This window comes from Blastococcus sp. SYSU D00922, assembly GCF_054050495.1.
Map to the genome: position 1 here is coordinate 71,915 of NZ_JBJGZL010000004.1, position 16,628 is coordinate 88,542.

The window sequence follows — 16,628 nt, forward strand, 5'->3', positions numbered from 1 at the left end:
CTCAGCCGGCCTCGACGCCGATGCCGCCGAAGACGGCGATCGCGTGGATCCGCACGTCCGCGGCGTGCTCGTCGTGGGTGCGCTGGGCGACGCCGTCGCCGCCCATGCCGCCGACGCCCCGGAACCGCCACCACACCCGCCAGTCGGCCGGCACCCGCACCGCCGCGCCGCCCATGAGCACCCGCAGCGTGACGTCGATGCCGTGGTCGGACCGCGGGATGCCGGTCAGGTCGATCTCCGCGCCGGCCATGCCCATGTCCACCCGGAGCCGCGAGAGATCCGGGTTCCGCGGGCGCAGCTCCAGGCCGCTGTGGGTCAGCACCCGCCGGATCGACGTCGACGACTCGTCGCCCTCGTTCCTCCGCCACGCGGTGACCCGGCCGGCCACGGCCACCAGGGCGTGGAAGGCGAGCAGACCGACGAGCCAGGGCCGGGCCGCGCGGAGAACGGATGCCGCCGAACGCCTCATGCGAGCAGCCTGCCACCATCGCGACCGTGACCGGCGAGCGAGAGACCCTGACCTACGAACTGTTCGGGACGGCGAGCCGCGAGTTGGCCGAGCAGGTGGCCGCCGACGGCTACGAGCCCGACCTCATCCTGTCCATCGCCCGCGGCGGCCTGTTCCTGGGTGGGGCGCTGGGCTACGCGCTCGACGTGAAGAACCTGTTCACGATGAACGTGGAGTTCTACACCGGCGTCGACCAGCGGCTGGACCTGCCGGTCGTGCTGCCGCCGACCCTCGACCGGGTGGACATCACCGGCAGCAAGGTGCTCGTGGCCGACGACGTCGCCGACACCGGCAAGACGCTCGAGCTGGTCCGGGACTTCTGCACCGGCTACGTCGCGGAGGTGCGCACCGCGGTCATCTACGAGAAGCCGCAGTCGGTCGTGCAGTGCGACTACGTCTGGCGTCGCACCGACCGGTGGATCGACTTCCCGTGGTCGGTGCTGCCGCCGGTCGTCCGCCGCAGCGGCCGCCCCGCCCACTGAAGAAGGACCACCCTTCCCCCCACGACTCGCAGGCTCGCCGCGGGCCCCTGAAGGGTGGCCGAACGCGTCGTTGCCGTGGATTGACGGCGGCGGCGGTGGGAAGCCCCCCACCGCCGCCGCGTCTCAGGCCGCTCCGGTAGCGCGTCAGTACCGGAACTTCGCGACCGAGCTGTGGAGCGAGGTGGCCATGCGGGCGACCTCGTCGATGGCGGCCTGCGCGTCGGTCATCGCACGGGTCGTGGAACCGGTGGCAGCGGCGACCGCGTCGATGTTCTCGGCGATCTGGCTGGCCGAGAGCGCCGCCTCCGACACGTTGCGGTTCATCTCCGTCGTCGTGGCGGTCTGCTCCTCGACGGCGGCGGCGATGGTGCTCTGCGAGTCGTTGATCCGGGCGATGATCGACGAGATCTCACCGATCGCCCGGACGGCACCCTCGGTGTCGGTCTGGATGGCCTCGACGCGCTTCGAGATGTCCTCGGTGGCCTTCGCCGTCTCCTGTGCCAGCTCCTTGACCTCGTTCGCGACGACGGCGAAGCCCTTGCCGGCCTCCCCCGCCCGCGCCGCCTCGATCGTGGCGTTGAGGGCGAGCAGGTTCGTCTGCTCCGCGATCGAGGTGATCACCTTGACCACGCCCGCGATCTCCAGCGAGGACTCGCCGAGCTTGGCCACCGTGGCGGTGGTGTCGTCGGCGGCGGCCACCGCCTGACCGGCCACGCGGGACACCTCGCTGGCGTTCTGCGCGATCTCGCGGATGGACGCCCCCATCTGCTCCGAGCCGGCGGCCACGGTCTGCACGTTGGTGGAGACCTGCCCGGCCGCCGTCGCGACGATGCCGCTCTGCTGCGAGGACTCGTCGGCGAGGCGGGCCATGTCCTGGGCGCTGGCCGAGAGCTGCTCCGTGGCCGAGGCGAGCGTGGTGGAGCTGTCGCCGATCGCGGTCATGACGGCGCGCACGTTGGCCATGGAGGTCTCGAGCGAGGCGGCCATCTGCCCGACCTCGTCCTTGCTGGTGATGTCGGTGGAGCCGCGCAGGTCGCCGTCGGCGAGACCGGCCAGGACGGCGCGGACCTTGTGCAGCGGCCGGACCACCGACCGGGTCACGACCCAGCCGAGCAGGGCCAGCACGAGGACGCCGACGACCGCGATGACGATCGAGGAGGTGATCGCGGCGGCCCGCTCGTCGCTGCTGCTCGTGGCCGCGGCCTCGGCGAAGGCGGCCACGGCGTCGCCGAGCGTGGGCAGCTCTTCCTCGAGGGCGGAGAAGGCGTCGGCGAACTGCGGGTAGGCGGCCGCGGCCGTGGCCGGGGCGGTGCCGGCGGTGGTCACGATGGCGTCGGCCGAGGTCAGGTACGCGTCCACCTCGGGGGCGACGGCCTCGACGGCGTCCACGACCTCGGGGCTGAGCCGGTCGGCGCGGGCCTCGTCCAGGATGGCGCGGAACGTCTCGGTGTGGTCGGCCAGGTCGGCGGCCGCCGTCGCGTACAGGTCGCCGGTCCCGCCGCTGAGCAGCGCCTGGAGGACGTCGGCCCGGACGGCGTCGTGCATCATGTCGGCGAGGAGGACGTCCTCGGTGGCCTCCGCGCTGGCCAGGAGCTCCTCGGCGGTCTCGCCGGTGTCCTGCAGCGCGCCGACGGTCACGACGGCGAAGACGCCGAGCGCCGCGGCACCCGCGGCGACCAATGCCGCCAGTTTCACGCCGAGCGGCCGGTCGGACCAGAGCGAACGCGCCATCGAGTACTCCAGGACCAGTGGCCGGGGCGGTGGTTCTCCACCGTTGCCGCGTTCTTCGGCCGGTGACTGGAGCGACTACAGCCGAAGAACGTGAAAGTTGCGGATTTTCTGGTTCCGGCTCGGTGAACCGATTCAGCCGCCCGTCAGGCGGTAGAAGCGGAAGAAGTCGTGCTCGACGGGGAGCACCTGCACCCCGTCGAAGCCGGCCGCGCGCGCGTATCCGGCCAGCACGGCCGGTCGCATCACGGTCCCCGTGGCCACCGACGGGGTCGTCGACATCGAGTCCGGCAGGCAGCAGGTGAGGCTGTAGCCGTACATCAGCCGCTCGACGTCGTCGCCCGGCGCGGTGAACGTCTCGGCCACCCGCTCGTCCACGACGAGGACGGTCCCGCCGGGACGCACCATGGTCCGCACGGCAGACAGCACGCCGACCGGGTCGGGCATGTCGTGCACGCACTCGAACGCCGTCACCAGGTCGTACTCCCCCACGTCCGTGAGGCCCGCGACGTCGGCGACGGCGAACCGCACACGGTCGGCGACCCCGGTCTCGGCCGCGTTGCTCCGGGCCTGCTCGATGGACGGCGCGTCGACGTCGAACCCGTCGACCCGGGCGGCCGGGTAGCCGGTCGCCATCCCGATCGACGACCACCCCATGCCGCAGCCGACGTCCGCCACCCGGCCGCCGTCGCGGAGGACCGCGTCCACGTCGGCGAGGCCGGGCAGCACCTCGGTGACCAGCGCGCCCATGAAGAAGGGCCGGTTCGCGGCCGCCTGCCCCTCCCGTGCTTCCGGACCCATCTCCGCCCAGCTCAGCCCGCCGCCGGTCCGGTACGCCTCGGCCAGTCGCGGGACGTTCCGGGTGAAGGTCATGGCCACCCGGGCCAGAGGGGTGGCGTAGGCGGGGTCCACCTCGTCGACGAGGACGGCGCGGTGCTCGTCGGGCAGCGTGTAGCAGCGCTCGTCGGGCGCGGCCCGGACGTCGTCCACGGCGAGGTAGCCGGCGACGGCCTGCTGCTCGAGCCACTCGCGGACGTACCGGGGGTGCGTGCGCGTGCGGGCGGCCAGCTGGGGCGCGGTGCACGGGGTGTCGGCCAGTGCGCGGTACCAGCCCAGCCGGTCCCCGAGGTCGACAGCAGCCGCCTCGAAGGCTCCGGTCACGGCGGCGACGAGGCGATCTCCGAGCGGGACGGGCGACGTTGCTGTCATGCACGGTCACCGTGGCCCGGTCCGGCCGCGGCGACAAGGGTCACCTGCGCGTCGACACCGTCACCGTGAACTTCGGCGTCTGCCGGGCGACCCGCGTCGGACCCACCACGCGGCCCAGGGTCGGCTTGTAGCGCAGCGCGCTGTTGTAGACGGTCCACAGGTCGCCGCCGGGCCGCAGCACCCGCGCCGCCGCCGCGAACAGCCGGTCCGCGGCGGTCGTCACGACGGCGGCGCCGACGTGGAACGGCGGGTTGCAGACGACCAGGTCGACGCTCGCGTCGACGAGGGAGTCGGCCGCGTCGTCCCGGACGACGCGCACCCGGTCGGCCACGCCGTTGGCCTCCGCGGTGGCTGCGGCCGACGCCACCGCGGCGGCGGACTGGTCGGCGGCCAGCACGGTGAGCTCCGGCCGAGCCCGCGCCAGCGAGGTCGCGAGCACGCCGGTGCCGCAGCCGAGGTCGAGCGCCGTCCCGGCGCCTGGCGCCCTGCCGTCCAGGACGCCGAGCAGCGTCCGGGTGCCGATGTCGACCTTCGTGCCCGCGAACGCGGCCCCGTGGGCGACGACGGTGAGCCCGAGATCGGCGTGCTCCTGCCGCCGCGGGAACGACAAGGTCCCCGGCTGCGGCCGCCGCCCGACCAGCACCCGCGACTTCTGCCGCGCGAGGGTGGCCGAGAGCTCGCCGAACGAGTCGCCCAGGACGTCGTTCATCGCGTGCGTCATGTGCTTGACCCGCCCGCCGACGAACACGGTGACGTCGGCCGCGGCCACCGCGGCGACCCGCTCGGCGATCTCACGCAGCGCGTCGAGCGCCTTCGGCGCCTGGACGAGGACCACCCGCGCCCCCGCCGCCACCTCGTCGAGCGGCAGCGGGCGGTAGGTCCCGACCAGGCCGGTCCGCTCGGCGTTGCGTGCCAGCGCGCGCTCGCCGACCAGGAGGTCCTGCGCGACCCGGACGTCCGTGGCGCCGTGCAGCGCCACCGCGCCGAGGGTCAGCGCCCCGTAGGCGTCGTCGACGACGGCGACCTCGCCGGGCCCGCAGATCGCCAGCGCGGCCGCCGCCTCGTCGAGGAGCAGGCGGTCGGTCGCGTCGACGGCGACCAGCTCCGGTGCCTCGACGTCCGGCGCGCGGCGGAGGGCGCCGAAGAGGTCCTCGGCCGCGGTCACCGGGGCGTGGCCGCCACGAGGTCGGCGACGACCCGGGCGAGCTCGGGGCCGACGTCCTCCTGCAGGAAGTGCCCGCCGCCCGCGAGGGTCGTGTGGGGCATCCCCTGCGCCCCCGGCACCAGCTTCTGGAAGACCCGGTCGCCGCCGCCGGTGATCGGGTCGCCGTCGGAGAACGCGGTCAGGAACGGCTTGTCCCACCGGGTCAGGACCTCCCACGCCGCCCGGTTGGCCGCCGCGGCCGGGTCGTCGGGGCGGGTGGGCACCAGCGCCGGGAACACGCGCGCGCCGGCGGTGTAGCCGTCGTCGGGGAAGGGCGCGTCGTACCCGGCCACGACCTCGGCCGGCAACGTCGTCCGGCAGCCGTTCGCGATCACCCGGCCGATCTGGAACTCCGGGCTCTCCTGCGAGAACCGCTGCCACGCCAGGAACGCCTCGCTCATCGGCTGGTCACCGGTCGGCAGGCCGGTGTTGGCGACGACGACCCGCGCGAAGCGCTCCGGGTGCTCGGCGACCAGCCGCAGGCCGATGAGGCCACCCCAGTCCTGGCCGACGAGGGTGACGTCGCGCAGGTCCAGCCGGTCGAGCAGCGCCTCCCGCATCCACGCGACGTGGGCGGCGTAGCTGTAGGCCGACCGGTCGGCCGGCTTGTCCGAACGACCGAAGCCGACGAGGTCGGGAGCGACGACGTGCAGGCCGGCGCCCGCCAGCACCGGGATCATGCGGCGGTACAGAAAGGACCAGGACGGCTCGCCGTGCAGCAGCAGGACGGTCTCGCCGTCGGCCGGTCCCTCCTCGACGACGGCGACCCGCAGGCCGCCGTCCAGGTCGACGTAGCGCGGCTCGTACGGGAAGTCCGGCAGGTCGGCGAACCGCTCCTCGGGCGTCCGCAGGATCTCCATGCCGCTCTTCCTACGCGATGGCAGCCCGTCCGGGCCCACCGGGCAGGATCGGGCGCATGCCCGTGACCACGCGTGAATGGCAGCTGGCGGCCCGCCCGCACGGCGAGCCGACCCCCGACGACTTCCGGCTGGTGGAGCTCGAGCGCCCCGACCCGGTGGAGGGGCAGGTCGTCGTCCGGATGCTCGCCATGTCGGTGGACCCGTACATGCGCGGCCGGATGAACGCGGGGAAGTCCTACGCGGCGGCGTGGGAGGTCGGCGAGACCATGAAGGGCGGCGCGGTCGGCCGGGTGGTCGACTCCCGCTCGCCCGCCGTGCCCGAGGGCTCCCTGGTGCTGGCCGACGCGGCGTGGCGCGACGTCGCCGTCCTCGACGCCCGGCACGTCCGGGTGCTCCCCGAGCTGCCCGGCATCCCGCCCAGCTACCACCTGGGCGTGCTCGGGATGCCGGGGCTGACCGCCTGGGTGGGCCTCTTCCGCCTCGCGGAGTTCCGGGAGGGCGACGCGGTCTTCGTCTCCGGGGCCGCGGGCGCCGTCGGCAGCCTGGTCGGGCAGTTCGCCCGGCTGAACGGGGCGTCCGCCGTGATCGGCAGCGCCGGGACGCCGGAGAAGGTGCGCTGGCTCACCGAGGAGGTCGGCTTCACCTCGGCGTTCGACTACCACGACGGACCGGTCGCGCAGCAGCTGAAGGCCGCCGCACCCGACGGCATCGACGTCTTCTTCGACAACGTCGGTGGCGAGCACCTCGAGGCCGCCATCGGGGCCTTCAAGGAGTTCGGACGCGCCGCCATCTGCGGCGCGATCTCGGGCTACAACGCCACCGAGCCGCAGCCCGGGCCGCGCAACATGTTCATGCTCGTGTCGAAGAAGCTGAGCCTGCGCGGGTTCATCGTCGGCGACCACGCCGACCTGCGCGACGAGTTCACCGAGAAGGTCACGCAACTGGTCACCTCCGGGCAGCTCGTCGTCCGGGAGACGGTCCGCGAGGGCCTGGACGACGCGGTGCCCGCCTTCCTCGACCTCCTGCGCGGCGGCAACACCGGGAAGATGGTGGTCAAGCTCGCCGACTGAGACGTCGACCGGGTGGGCAGGGCAGACGCCATGTGGCTCTTCTTCTCCCGGCGGCTGCGCATGTGGCTGATCCTCACCGTCGTCGTCCCGCTCACCACCGGCCTGCTCCGCCGGGTCGGCCGGTCCCTCGAGCGGCGCCGCGGGCCCTCCGCGGTGAGCCGCATGCTGCTCCGGGCGGGCGACCTCGGCGACCGGGCGCGGGCGACCCTCCGGGGCGAGCGACGGCGGTGACCCAGCCGCGGCTGGAGGTGCGGCCCGCCGAGGGCGGCACCACCGCGGTCGCGCTCCTCTGCCACGGCGGCACGGTGGCCAGCGTCGAGCCGCCGCGGGACCGGGCCCTGTCGCTGGTCCGGATGCGTGCCGTGGAGCAGTTCGTCGCGGCGACCGGCACCGGGCAGGGGCTCACGACGTGCCTGCTGCGGTACCGCGTCGCCGGCTGGAACGGCGTCGCGGCGGACGCGTTCGCCGACGTCCGCTGGGCCCTGGCGCGGATCCGAGCGGAGCACGGCGACGTGCCGGTCGTCCTCGTCGGCCACTCCATGGGCGGCCGGGCGGTGCTCCGCGCCGGTGGTGAACCGGGCGTTCGGGCGGTCTGCGCCCTGGCGCCCTGGACGCCGCCGGGCGAGCCGGTCGCGCACCTGCGCGGCGCGACCGTGGCGATCCTGCACGGCCGCGGCGACCGCTGGGTCCCGGCCGCCCTGTCGGCCGAGTTCGCGGCGCGGGCGCAGGCGGCCGGCGCACGCGTCGCGCGGTTCACCGTCGCCGGCGGGCACAGCATGGTCCGGCGGGCGCTCGTGTGGCACGCCTTCACCCGGGACGTCGTCCTCGCCCGGGCCGGCCTGGCACCGATGCGGCCCGACGTGGCCGAGGCGCTGGCCCGCGACGACGACGGGTCGCTGGCCCTCGCCCTCTAGGAGAACCGCCCTCTAGGAGAACAGGGCGCTGTAGCCGTTGAGGGCGGGCTGCCCGCCGAGGTGGGCGTAGAGCACCGTCGACGACGGGTCGATCTCCCGGCGCCCGACCAGGTCGATGGTCGCGGCCATCGACTTCCCCTCGTACACCGGGTCGGTGACCATGCCCTCGGTCCGGGCGGCCAGCTCCATCGCCGCGATCGTCGCCTCGTCGGGGATGCCGTAGATCCCCGCGTGGTACCGCTCGTCGAGTTCGACGTCGTCCAGGGTCAGCTCGCGTCGCACGCCGATGGCCCGGGCGGTCCGCCGGGCGATCCGCAGCACCTGGTCACGGGTCTCGGCCGGCTTGGCCGAGGCGTCGATGCCCAGCACCCGGCGCGGCCGGCCGCCCTGCTCCTCGAGCTGGGCGAAGCCGGCCACCATGCCGGCCTGCGTCGAGCCGGTCACCGAGCACACGACGACGGTGTCGAAGAAGACGCCGAGTTCCGCCTCCTGCTGCGCCACCTCGTGCGCCCAACCGGCGAAGCCGTGCCCGCCCAGCGGGTGGTCCGAGGCGCCGGCCGGGATCGCGTAGGGCTTGCCGCCGCGCTCCTCGATCTCCCGCAGCGCCGACTCCCAGCTCTCCTTGAACCCGATCCCGAAGCCGGCCTTGACCAGCCGCACGTCCGCGCCGGCCAGCCGGCTGATCAGGATGTTGCCGACCTTGTCGTAGACGGCGTCGGGCCAGTCCACCCAGCTCTCCTGCACCAGCACGCACCGCAACCCGACGCGGGCCGCGACGGCGGCGACCTGGCGGGTGTGGTTGCTCTGCACGCCGCCGATCGAGACGAGGGTGTCGCAGCCCTGCGCCAGGGCGTCGGCCACCAGGTACTCGAGCTTGCGGGTCTTGTTGCCGCCGAACGCGATGCCCGAGTTCACGTCCTCCCGCTTCGCCCAGACGGCGGCGCCGCCGAGGTGCTCGGTGAGCCGGTCCAGCCGGTGCACGGGGGAGGGCCCGAACAGCAGCGGGTAGCGGGGGAAGTCAGCGAGAGCCATGGTCGTGGTCCTCCAGCTCGGACAGCAGCGCCGTCCAGATGTCGGTGGTGGTGGCGACGGCGTCCTCGACGTCGGCGGCCGCGCAGGCGGCGATGAGGCGCTCGTGCAGCTCCACGGAGCCACGTCCGTGGGCCTCGGCGAAGCGGCGGCGCTCCAGCCGTCGGATGGCCGGCGTGAACCGGTCGACCGTCGCCGCGACCGCCGCGTTGCCGCAACGGGCCACCAGCACGCCGTGCAGGTCGTCGTCGGCGGCCATGGCCGCGTCGACGTCCCCGGCGTCGAGCGCCGCCGCGAAGCGGTCGTTGGCGGCGCGCATCGCGGCGACGTCCTCGGGTGTGAGCCGGGGGACCGCCTCGCGGACGGCCACCTCGTGCATCGAGCGGACGACGACGGCGGCGTCGAGGACCTGGCCGGGGACCAGCGGGGTGACGCGCGTGTGGCTCTGCGGCTTGGCCTCGACCAGACCCTCGTCGGCGAGCCGGGCCAGCGCCGCGCGCACGGGAGCGACCGACAGGCCCATCCGCTCGGCCAGCTCCGTGTCCTTCACGACCGCCCCGGGGGCGAGGTCGCCGGTCACGATCGCCTCCCGCAGCAGGGTCAGCGCCTGGTCGCGCAGCAGCACGCGGCGGACGGGCGGGAGCGGACGGGACACAACTGACATCTCAGATGTCAGTCGTCCTCACGTCAACCCTCGAGGGGCCGAAGTGGCCACTTTGGCCCTATCGGTGCGGTGGTTGGCCGTCGCGGGCCTCGTCGGCAGGACGGGCCGCTCCTAGCGTCGGGACCGTGATCGACTGGACGACCGACCCCACCGTGGCCGCCGCGCACTTCGCCCACCGACTCGCGGTGGAAACCGACGTCAGCGACGTCGCGGCCGCGCTCGACTCCGGCCGGCCCGGCTTCATCCTGCTGGACAGCCGCAGCGCCGAGGCCTGGGCGCAGGGGCGCGTCCCGGGGGCAGTCCACCTGCCCGGGAGGGAGATCGTCGACCGGGCGCCCGTCGAGCTGGACCGGTCCGTCCCGGTCGTCGTCTACTGCTGGGGCCCGGCCTGCAACGGGGCCACGCGCGCGGGGCTCGCGCTGGCGACGCTCGGCTTCCGGGTGCGCGAGATGATCGGCGGCTTCGAGTACTGGGTGCGCGAGGGCCTGCCGGTCGAGACCGACGACGGCGTGCGCCGGTCGGCCGCCGATCCGCTGACCGCCCCCGCCGGGATCAGCTGCGGGTGCTGAGGTCCGGTGCGGGGTCGTCGGCGAGCCGCGCCCACAGCAGCTCGTCGTGCTTCACGCCGTCCCCGTAGCGGTAGGAGCGCCGCGAGCGACCTTCCCGGGTGAAGCCCGCCTTCTCGGCCACCCGGCCCGACGCGGCGTTCTCCACGGCGTGGAAGAGCTCGATCCGGTCGACCGGCAGCGCCCGGAACGCCCAGCGGCAGACCGCGTCCACGGCGGAGACCGCGACGCCCCTGCCCCGAGCCGCCGGCGCCGTCCAGTAGCCCACCTGGCCGTCGGTGCCCACGGGGTCGATGGAGTGCAGCGACACCGAGCCCAGCAGCTCGCCGCTCGCCGGGTCCACGACGGCCCACGAGACGTGGTCCGGGTAGCGCCCGGCGCGCCGCCCGAGCAGCGCCAGCGCGTCCTCGCGGGTGGCCACTCCCCCGCCGTTCCACATCCGGATCTCGGGGTCCTGGAACGCCGACCAGAGGGCGTCGAGGTCGTCGGGCCGCCAGGGCCGGAGCCGGACCGGCCCGGCGTCCAGCTCGACCGGCTCGATGGGCTCCAGCGCGACGGTCTCCACGCCCGTGATGGTGCCCGAGCGGCTCAGCCCTCCGCCGACCCCGGCCGGGTCATCGGCTTGTGCGACTTGCCCGCGATGGCGTCCGGCAGGATCGCGGACAGCTTCCCCATCAGCTTGCTCGACACCGATCCGGCGAACACCGAGGCCTCGCCCTTCATCAGGCCCTCGAACCCCTGCCGCGCGACGAGGGCCGGGTCGTCCTTGTTCTCCATCGCGCCGAGCTTGGTGTCGGTGAGGTCGCCGCGGTCGAAGAACTCGGTGTCCGTGGGCCCGGGGAGCAGGGCGGTCACCGTCACGCCGGTCTCGGAGAGCTCCTCGCGGAGGCCGAGGGCGAAGAACTGCACGAACGCCTTGGAGGCGGAGTAGACGGTCTGGAAGGGCTCGGGCGCCTGCGAGGCGACCGACGAGGTGAACAGGATCCGGCCCTCACCGCGCGCCACCATGTCCTGCACGACGCGCTTGGCCAGGTGCACGGTGGAGCGGCAGTTCAGGTCGACGATCTCCAGCTCGCGGTCGAGGTCGGTCTCGGCGAACGCGCCGCCCACACCCACCCCGGCGTTCAGCGCCGCCGCGTCGAGGGGCCGGCCGGCACCGCGGACCGCGGCCGCCAGGCGCTCGACGTCCTCCGGCTTGGTCAGGTCGACGCTCACCGGGGCGACCGCCGCCCCCATGCCGCGCAGCTCTTCGGTGGCGTCGTCGAGCTCGACGTCCTCCGCGGCCACGATCAGGTCGAAGCCGTTCTCGGCGAACTGCTTGGCCAGCTCGCGGCCGATGCCGCTCGAGGCGCCGGTGACGAGGGCGAGCGGGCGTGCAGCGGGCGTGGTCACGAAGGCCTCCAGGCACTCGGGGGATCAGCCCCCTCCATGCCCGGGGCGGTCGCCGCCGACGCACGATCTGCGCGACTGCCGCGCGGGCCGCAGACTCGGTTGCAGACCATCAACGGTTCCGGGAGGCGGGATGGGCCGGCTCGACCGCGTCGCCGAACCATGGGGGACCCGCACGCCGTACGGCCCGGGCGAGAGGTGGCCGGTCCGCGTCGACACGCACCTCGCCGACGGCCTGAGCGAGGACGACGTCGACCGCTGGGTCCAGTCCGCGTCGATCCTGCACTCGAACGGCGACGGCATGGACATCGCGGTCAAGGACGGGCGGATCGTCGGGGTCCGCGGCCGGGCGGACGACCGGGTCAACCACGGCCGGCTCGACCCCAAGGACCTGTTCGGCTGGCAGGCCAACGGCTCCCCGGACCGGCTGCGCCGGCCGCTCGTCCGCCGGGACGGCGAACTGGTCGAGACCGACTGGGACACCGCGATGGACGCCGTCGTGGGCAAGGTCCGGGAACTGCTGGACGAGCAGGGCCCGAGCGCCATCGGCTTCTACACGACCGGCCAGCTGTTCATCGAGGACTACTACACCCTGGGCATGGTCGCGCACGGCGGCATCGGCACGAACCACGTCGACGGCAACACCCGGCTGTGCACGGCGACCGCAGCCGCGGCGCTCAAGGAGTCCTTCGCCTGCGACGGCCAGCCCGGCTCCTACGAGGACGTCGACTCCGCCGACGTCATCGTCCTGTACGGGCACAACGTGGCCGAGACGCAGACCGTGCTCTGGACACGGATGCTCGACCGGCTGGCGGGCCCGAACCCGCCGACGCTGGTCTGCGTCGATCCGCGGCTGACGCCGGTGGCGAAGCACGCGACCGTGCACCTGGCGCCGCGGCCGGGCACCAACGTGATGCTCATGAACGCGCTGCTGCACGAGATCCTGCGCAACGGCTGGCACGACGAGGACTACGTCTCCGCGCACGCCGTCGGCTTCGACGAGCTGCGACGGCAGGTGGAGAAGTACCCACCCGAGGTCGCCGCCGAGGTCTGCGACGTGCCCGCGGACCAGATCCGGGCGGCGGCCCGGATCATCGGCACCGCCGAACGGTTGCTGTCCACGGTGCTGCAGGGCTTCTACCAGTCCCACCAGGCGACGGCGGCCGCCGTCTGCGTGAACGACATCCACATCGTCCGGGGCATGCTGGGCAAGCCCGGGTGCGGCCTGCTGCAGATGAACGGCCAGCCGACCGCGCAGAACACCCGCGAGTGCGGGGCGGACGGCGACCTGCCGGGATTCCGCAACTGGGACAACGACGACCACGTCGCCGACCTGGCGCGGATCTGGAACATCGAGCAGATCAGGATCCCGCACTACGCCCCGCCGACGCACGCGATGCAGATCTTCCGCTACGCGGAGGAGGGCTCGATCCGCTTCCTCTGGATCATCGGCACCAACCCCGCGGTCTCGCTGCCGGAGCTGCACCGGATCCGCTCGATCCTGGGTCAGGAGCGGCTGTTCGTCGTCGTCCAGGACATCTTCCCGACGGAGACCACGGAGTTCGCCGACGTCGTCCTGCCCGCCGCCACGTGGGGCGAGAAGACCGGCACCTTCACCAACGCCGACCGCACCGTGCACCTGTCGGAGAAGGCGGTCGAGCCGCCCGGCGAGGCGAAGCCGGACCTGGACATCTTCACCGACTTCGCCCACCGGCTGGGCCTGCGGGACAAGGACGGCGCGCCGCTGGTGAAGTGGTCGGACCCCGAGGCCGCTTTCGAGGGCTGGAAGGAGTGCAGCCGCGGCCGCCCGTGCGATTACACCGGGCTGAGCTACGCGAAGCTGCGCGAGCGCAACGGCATCCAGTGGCCGGTGAACGAGGAGAACCCGGACGGCACCGCGCGGCTCTACGCCGACGGGCGGTTCTGGGCCGACCCGGCCTTCTGCGAGGAGTACGGGCGGGACATGGTCACCGGGGCCCCGGTGTCCGAGACCGAGTACAAGGCGCTCAACCCCGAGGGCAAGGCGGTGCTCAAGGCGGCCGAGTACCTGCCCCCGCACGAGCTGCCCGGCGAGGACTTCCCCTTCCAGCTCATCACCGGGCGCACGCTCTACCACTTCCACACCCGCACCAAGACCGGCCGCGCACCGCAGCTGCAGAAGGCGGCGCCCGAGGTGTGGGTGGAGATGGCGGCGGGCGACGCCGCCGACCGCGGCTTCGGAGAGGGGGACCTGCTGGAGGTCACCACGCCGCGCGGCCGCGTCGAGGGACGGCTCCGGATCAGCGGCATCCGCCCGGGCGTCCTGTTCCTCCCCTTCCACTACGGCTACTGGGACGCCGACGGCGAAGGCGACCGGGCCGCGAACGAGCTGACGCCCACCGACTGGGACCCGGTGTCCAAGCAGCCCATCTTCAAGACGGCTGCCGCTGCGGTACGCCGGCTGACGGCATCCGACGGGACGCCGTCCGCGGCGCCCACGACGACGGCGTCCGCACCGGTGACGGGCTCGCCACCGGCGACCACCGGCGGCGCCGCGGCGGAGGCGGAGGAACTGGTGGGAGGACGGGCATGAAGCTCGACCTGGCGATCGAGGAGCTGCACCGCTCGGAGAACGAGCTGTACACCGTGCTGCTGGCGATGTCCGACCGGCACACGGTGGACCACGAGGTCTTCCACGTCTGCCGGGACATGGCCGGGTGGTCGGAGAAGCACGTGACCGAGCTGGCCGAGGCGGGCCGCGAGTTCGGCCTCGACCTCGACCCGGAGGCGAGGAACAGCCAGAGCCTGCTCGAGACCCTGCAGCAGAAGGCCTCGGAGCTGACCGGTCGCCGCGCCGCGCCCGGGCTCCTCCTGCTCGCCGACCTGCGCCACCTCTACCGGGAGGCCTCCGGGACCTCGCTCGACTGGGAGCTGCTCGCCCAGGGGGCCCAGGGCGCGAGGAACGAGGCGCTGCTCGACCTCGCCGAGCGCTGCCACCCGCAGACGCTGCGGGTGTCGCGCTGGGCCAACGCCAAGCTCAAGGAGTCCTCCCCCCAGGTGCTGTCCAGCTGATGGACGGCAACGGCGAGCCGGCGACCCGGGTGGTCCTGCGTCCGTTGGCGACCCCGCTACCGCTGGGCTTCCTCGCCCTGGTCCTCGCGACCACCGCGTTCAGCGCCCTGCAGCTGGGGTGGATCCCGCCCACGGAGGGCAGGGTGGCGGCTCTGGTGGCGATCGCCGCCACCGTGCCGCTCCAGTTCCTCGCCTCGGTCATGGGCTTCCTGGCGCGCGACCCCGTGGCGGCCACCGGCATGGGGGTGCTCACCGGCACGTGGGCCGTCGTGGGCCTGACGACCTACACCTCCGCCCCCGGCGCGACCAGCAAGGGCCTGGGGGTCCTGCTCGTCACCGCCGGCGTGTGCATGCTCGTGCCTGCGGTCTCGGCCGGCGGCAAGCTGGTCCCGGCCGCCGTCATGGGGCTGGCGGGCGTGCGCTTCGCGGTGACCGGCGCGCACCACCTCACCGGCTCGGCCGGCTGGAAGTCGGCCGCCGGATGGGTCGGCCTGGCGCTCGCGGTGCTGGCGCTCTACGCGGCTCTCGCCCTGGAGCTCGAGGGCTCGCACCGGCGCACGGTGCTGCCCCTCGGCCGCCGGGGGCAGGCGTCGCCCGGCGACGACCCGGGGGTGCGGCCCCAGCTCTGACCCGGCTCAGGCGGGGACGGACACCCCGACGCCGCCGCGCGTCCGGGCGCCGTAGCGCGCGATCTCGCGGTCGAGGTCCAGCGGCGCGGTGATGGCGGCGCCCTCGGTGACCTCGGGGGTGATCAGGTCGGCCGGCAGCAGCCAGGAGACCTCGAACTCGAGGCCGTCGGGGTCCTGGGCGTACAGCGCCTTGGTGGTCGCGTGGTCGGACTGCCCCACGAGGGCCCCGGCCCGCAGGAGCGCGTCCCGGATACGGGCGAGCTCGGCGAGCGTGTCGACCTCCCACGCCAGGTGGTAGAGCCCGACGGTCCGGCGGCCGGCCTCGGAGGCACCCGCCCCCGCCCCGATCTGGAAGAGGCCGAGGTCGTGGTCGTTGGTCGAGCCCTCCGCCTGCAGGAAGACCGCCGCACCGGGGATCTCCATCTTCACCCGGAAGCCGAGGACGTCCCGGTAGAACGCGGAGCTGCGCTCCACGTCGCGGACGTAGAGGACGGCGTGGTTGAGGCGCTGGACGGGCATGACGGGCTCCTGGCTGTCGAGGACGTGTGCATCCTCCACCAAGTTATTTGAAAGCTCAAGCATTCCTGGTGCGCGACCGGGTAGCGCCCCGTGCATGCCGGATGCCGGTGTGGAGGTCGCCGTCCCGCCGGCCCTGCGATTCCTGCTCCCGGCGCGCGACCGCCCCCGTGCGGCGCGGCGGCTGGCGTTCGACCCCGACGCCACCGTGGGGCACCTCGTCCAGGCCGCCGGGGTGCCCCTCACCGAGGTCGGCGGGCTCCGGTCGGACGGGGAGCCGGTGACGAGGGACGCCCGCGCACGACCCGGCAGCACCGTCGAGGTGGCGGAGCGGCCCCGGCCGGAGAGCGCGGCACCGGGCGGCTTCCTGCTCGACGTCGGCCTCGGGGCCCTCGCCCGCCGCATGCGGCTGCTGGGCCTGGATGCCGCCTGGTCGAACGACGCGGACGACGCAGATCTCGTCGAGCGCGCCAACCGGGAAGAGCGCGTGCTCCTCACCCAGGACCGGGGGCTGCTCATGCGGCGGGCGCTGCGTCACGGCGCGCTGGTGCGCGGCAGCCGGCCCGCCGAGCAACTGGCCGACGTCCTGGCGCGATTCGACCCGGGGCTGGCACCCCTGAGCCGCTGCACCGCCTGCGGTGCGGCGCTCGCTCCGGTTGCGAAGGCCGACGTCGCGCACCTGCTCGAGCCGGGGACGCTGCTCACCCAGGACGCCTTCGCCCGCTGCCCAGCGTGCGGCCGCGTCTACTGGCACGGCGCCCACGCGCACCGCATCGACGCCATGATCCGGTCGGCCACCGGTAGGTGAG

The 16,628-nt window shown here is 73.9% G+C and carries 19 protein-coding genes; 9 read left to right on the plus strand and 10 right to left on the minus strand.

What is annotated here, in order from left to right; translation table 11 throughout:
• Position 1: 1 nt before the first annotated feature.
• Positions 2 to 469 (minus strand): hypothetical protein, encoded by a 468-nt coding sequence (locus tag ACI78T_RS07530; protein WP_456557468.1) that lies wholly within the window; start codon positions 467 to 469, stop codon positions 2 to 4.
• A 26-nt stretch (positions 470 to 495) separates the two neighbouring features.
• Here ACI78T_RS07530 and ACI78T_RS07535 point away from each other — a divergent pair, with 26 nt between their 5' ends.
• The gene (locus ACI78T_RS07535) at positions 496 to 990 is read left to right on the plus strand and encodes a phosphoribosyltransferase (RefSeq protein ID WP_456557469.1); all 495 of its coding nucleotides are present in this window, start codon (positions 496 to 498) and stop codon (positions 988 to 990) included.
• A gap of 144 nt (positions 991 to 1,134) precedes the next feature.
• Here ACI78T_RS07535 and ACI78T_RS07540 read toward each other — a convergent pair whose 3' ends face one another.
• The 4 genes from ACI78T_RS07540 to ACI78T_RS07555 all read right to left on the minus strand — a co-directional run bounded on the left by ACI78T_RS07540 (position 1,135) and on the right by ACI78T_RS07555 (position 5,991).
• Positions 1,135 to 2,721, minus strand: a complete 1,587-nt coding sequence (locus ACI78T_RS07540; RefSeq protein ID WP_456557470.1) for a methyl-accepting chemotaxis protein — start codon at positions 2,719 to 2,721, stop codon at positions 1,135 to 1,137.
• A gap of 132 nt (positions 2,722 to 2,853) precedes the next feature.
• A complete protein-coding gene (locus tag ACI78T_RS07545) occupies positions 2,854 to 3,927 on the minus strand; it encodes a class I SAM-dependent methyltransferase (RefSeq protein WP_456557471.1) in 1,074 nt (357 codons plus the stop codon).
• Positions 3,928 to 3,967: 40 nt separating this feature from the next.
• Positions 3,968 to 5,092: a class I SAM-dependent methyltransferase gene (locus ACI78T_RS07550; RefSeq protein ID WP_456557472.1), complete on the minus strand. Its 1,125-nt coding sequence runs from the start codon at positions 5,090 to 5,092 to the stop codon at positions 3,968 to 3,970.
• A complete protein-coding gene (locus tag ACI78T_RS07555; RefSeq protein ID WP_456557473.1) occupies positions 5,089 to 5,991 on the minus strand; it encodes a haloalkane dehalogenase in 903 nt (300 codons plus the stop codon). The genes ACI78T_RS07550 and ACI78T_RS07555 overlap by 4 nt, the downstream gene beginning before the upstream one ends.
• 56 nt (positions 5,992 to 6,047) lie before the next feature.
• Here ACI78T_RS07555 and ACI78T_RS07560 point away from each other — a divergent pair, with 56 nt between their 5' ends.
• The 3 genes from ACI78T_RS07560 to ACI78T_RS07570 are packed head-to-tail and all read left to right on the plus strand — an operon-like array spanning position 6,048 to position 7,975.
• Positions 6,048 to 7,061 carry an NADP-dependent oxidoreductase gene (locus ACI78T_RS07560; RefSeq protein ID WP_456557474.1) on the plus strand — a complete coding sequence of 338 codons (1,014 nt, stop codon included), beginning with the start codon at positions 6,048 to 6,050 and terminating at the stop codon, positions 7,059 to 7,061.
• Positions 7,062 to 7,073: 12 nt separating this feature from the next.
• Positions 7,074 to 7,292, plus strand: a complete 219-nt coding sequence (locus ACI78T_RS07565) for a hypothetical protein (protein ID WP_456557475.1) — start codon at positions 7,074 to 7,076, stop codon at positions 7,290 to 7,292.
• Positions 7,289 to 7,975: an alpha/beta fold hydrolase gene (locus ACI78T_RS07570; RefSeq protein WP_456557476.1), complete on the plus strand. Its 687-nt coding sequence runs from the start codon at positions 7,289 to 7,291 to the stop codon at positions 7,973 to 7,975. Before ACI78T_RS07565 ends, ACI78T_RS07570 begins: the two co-directional genes overlap by 4 nt.
• 12 nt (positions 7,976 to 7,987) lie before the next feature.
• Here the strand turns inward: ACI78T_RS07570 and ACI78T_RS07575 are convergent, their stop codons facing one another.
• Both ACI78T_RS07575 and ACI78T_RS07580 read right to left on the minus strand, forming a co-directional pair.
• Positions 7,988 to 9,007 carry a 1-aminocyclopropane-1-carboxylate deaminase gene (locus ACI78T_RS07575; protein ID WP_456557477.1) on the minus strand — a complete coding sequence of 340 codons (1,020 nt, stop codon included), beginning with the start codon at positions 9,005 to 9,007 and terminating at the stop codon, positions 7,988 to 7,990.
• Positions 8,994 to 9,659, minus strand: a complete 666-nt coding sequence (locus ACI78T_RS07580) for a GntR family transcriptional regulator (RefSeq protein WP_456557478.1) — start codon at positions 9,657 to 9,659, stop codon at positions 8,994 to 8,996. Before ACI78T_RS07580 ends, ACI78T_RS07575 begins: the two co-directional genes overlap by 14 nt.
• Positions 9,660 to 9,793: 134 nt before the next feature.
• Here ACI78T_RS07580 and ACI78T_RS07585 point away from each other — a divergent pair, with 134 nt between their 5' ends.
• Positions 9,794 to 10,237: a rhodanese-like domain-containing protein gene (locus ACI78T_RS07585; RefSeq protein ID WP_456557479.1), complete on the plus strand. Its 444-nt coding sequence runs from the start codon at positions 9,794 to 9,796 to the stop codon at positions 10,235 to 10,237.
• Here the strand turns inward: ACI78T_RS07585 and ACI78T_RS07590 are convergent.
• Positions 10,221 to 10,799: a GNAT family N-acetyltransferase gene (locus ACI78T_RS07590; RefSeq protein WP_456557480.1), complete on the minus strand. Its 579-nt coding sequence runs from the start codon at positions 10,797 to 10,799 to the stop codon at positions 10,221 to 10,223. The two genes, ACI78T_RS07585 and ACI78T_RS07590, sit on opposite strands and share 17 nt — an antisense overlap.
• Before the next feature lie 23 nt (positions 10,800 to 10,822).
• Positions 10,823 to 11,626, minus strand: a complete 804-nt coding sequence (locus ACI78T_RS07595; RefSeq protein ID WP_456557481.1) for an SDR family NAD(P)-dependent oxidoreductase — start codon at positions 11,624 to 11,626, stop codon at positions 10,823 to 10,825.
• Between the two features lie 130 nt (positions 11,627 to 11,756).
• On the opposite strand from ACI78T_RS07595, the gene ACI78T_RS07600 reads away from it, so the two are divergent.
• Genes ACI78T_RS07600 through ACI78T_RS07610 form a run of 3 tightly spaced genes read left to right on the plus strand, consistent with a single transcriptional unit; the run spans position 11,757 to position 15,303 of the window.
• A complete protein-coding gene (locus ACI78T_RS07600) occupies positions 11,757 to 14,195 on the plus strand; it encodes a molybdopterin oxidoreductase family protein (RefSeq protein WP_456557482.1) in 2,439 nt (812 codons plus the stop codon).
• Positions 14,192 to 14,674: a hypothetical protein gene (locus tag ACI78T_RS07605; RefSeq protein WP_456557483.1), complete on the plus strand. Its 483-nt coding sequence runs from the start codon at positions 14,192 to 14,194 to the stop codon at positions 14,672 to 14,674. Before ACI78T_RS07600 ends, ACI78T_RS07605 begins: the two co-directional genes overlap by 4 nt.
• Positions 14,674 to 15,303: a hypothetical protein gene (locus ACI78T_RS07610; protein ID WP_456557484.1), complete on the plus strand. Its 630-nt coding sequence runs from the start codon at positions 14,674 to 14,676 to the stop codon at positions 15,301 to 15,303. The genes ACI78T_RS07605 and ACI78T_RS07610 overlap by 1 nt, the downstream gene beginning before the upstream one ends.
• A 6-nt stretch (positions 15,304 to 15,309) precedes the next feature.
• Here the strand turns inward: ACI78T_RS07610 and ACI78T_RS07615 are convergent, their stop codons facing one another.
• Positions 15,310 to 15,822: a VOC family protein gene (locus tag ACI78T_RS07615; protein WP_456557485.1), complete on the minus strand. Its 513-nt coding sequence runs from the start codon at positions 15,820 to 15,822 to the stop codon at positions 15,310 to 15,312.
• 94 nt (positions 15,823 to 15,916) lie between these two features.
• Between ACI78T_RS07615 and ACI78T_RS07620 the strand changes: the two genes are divergently transcribed.
• Entirely contained in the window at positions 15,917 to 16,627 is a 711-nt protein-coding gene (locus tag ACI78T_RS07620; RefSeq protein WP_456557486.1) for a Mut7-C RNAse domain-containing protein, read from the plus strand.
• Position 16,628 lies beyond the last annotated feature (1 nt).

What these genes read in the sequence shown, in the direction of transcription:
- ACI78T_RS07530 (WP_456557468.1), bottom strand. Translation starts at nt 469, where the DNA reads ATGAGGCGTTCGGCGGCATCCGTTCTCCGCGCGGCCCGGCCCTGGCTC.
- ACI78T_RS07540 (WP_456557470.1), bottom strand. Translation starts at nt 2,721, where the DNA reads ATGGCGCGTTCGCTCTGGTCCGACCGGCCGCTCGGCGTGAAACTGGCG.
- ACI78T_RS07545 (WP_456557471.1), bottom strand. Translation starts at nt 3,927, where the DNA reads ATGACAGCAACGTCGCCCGTCCCGCTCGGAGATCGCCTCGTCGCCGCC.
- ACI78T_RS07555 (WP_456557473.1), bottom strand. Translation starts at nt 5,991, where the DNA reads ATGGAGATCCTGCGGACGCCCGAGGAGCGGTTCGCCGACCTGCCGGAC.
- ACI78T_RS07560 (WP_456557474.1), top strand. Translation starts at nt 6,048, where the DNA reads ATGCCCGTGACCACGCGTGAATGGCAGCTGGCGGCCCGCCCGCACGGC.
- ACI78T_RS07575 (WP_456557477.1), bottom strand. Translation starts at nt 9,007, where the DNA reads ATGGCTCTCGCTGACTTCCCCCGCTACCCGCTGCTGTTCGGGCCCTCC.
- ACI78T_RS07600 (WP_456557482.1), top strand. Translation starts at nt 11,757, where the DNA reads ATGGGCCGGCTCGACCGCGTCGCCGAACCATGGGGGACCCGCACGCCG.
- ACI78T_RS07605 (WP_456557483.1), top strand. Translation starts at nt 14,192, where the DNA reads ATGAAGCTCGACCTGGCGATCGAGGAGCTGCACCGCTCGGAGAACGAG.
- ACI78T_RS07610 (WP_456557484.1), top strand. Translation starts at nt 14,674, where the DNA reads ATGGACGGCAACGGCGAGCCGGCGACCCGGGTGGTCCTGCGTCCGTTG.
- ACI78T_RS07615 (WP_456557485.1), bottom strand. Translation starts at nt 15,822, where the DNA reads ATGCCCGTCCAGCGCCTCAACCACGCCGTCCTCTACGTCCGCGACGTG.
- ACI78T_RS07620 (WP_456557486.1), top strand. Translation starts at nt 15,917, where the DNA reads ATGCCGGATGCCGGTGTGGAGGTCGCCGTCCCGCCGGCCCTGCGATTC.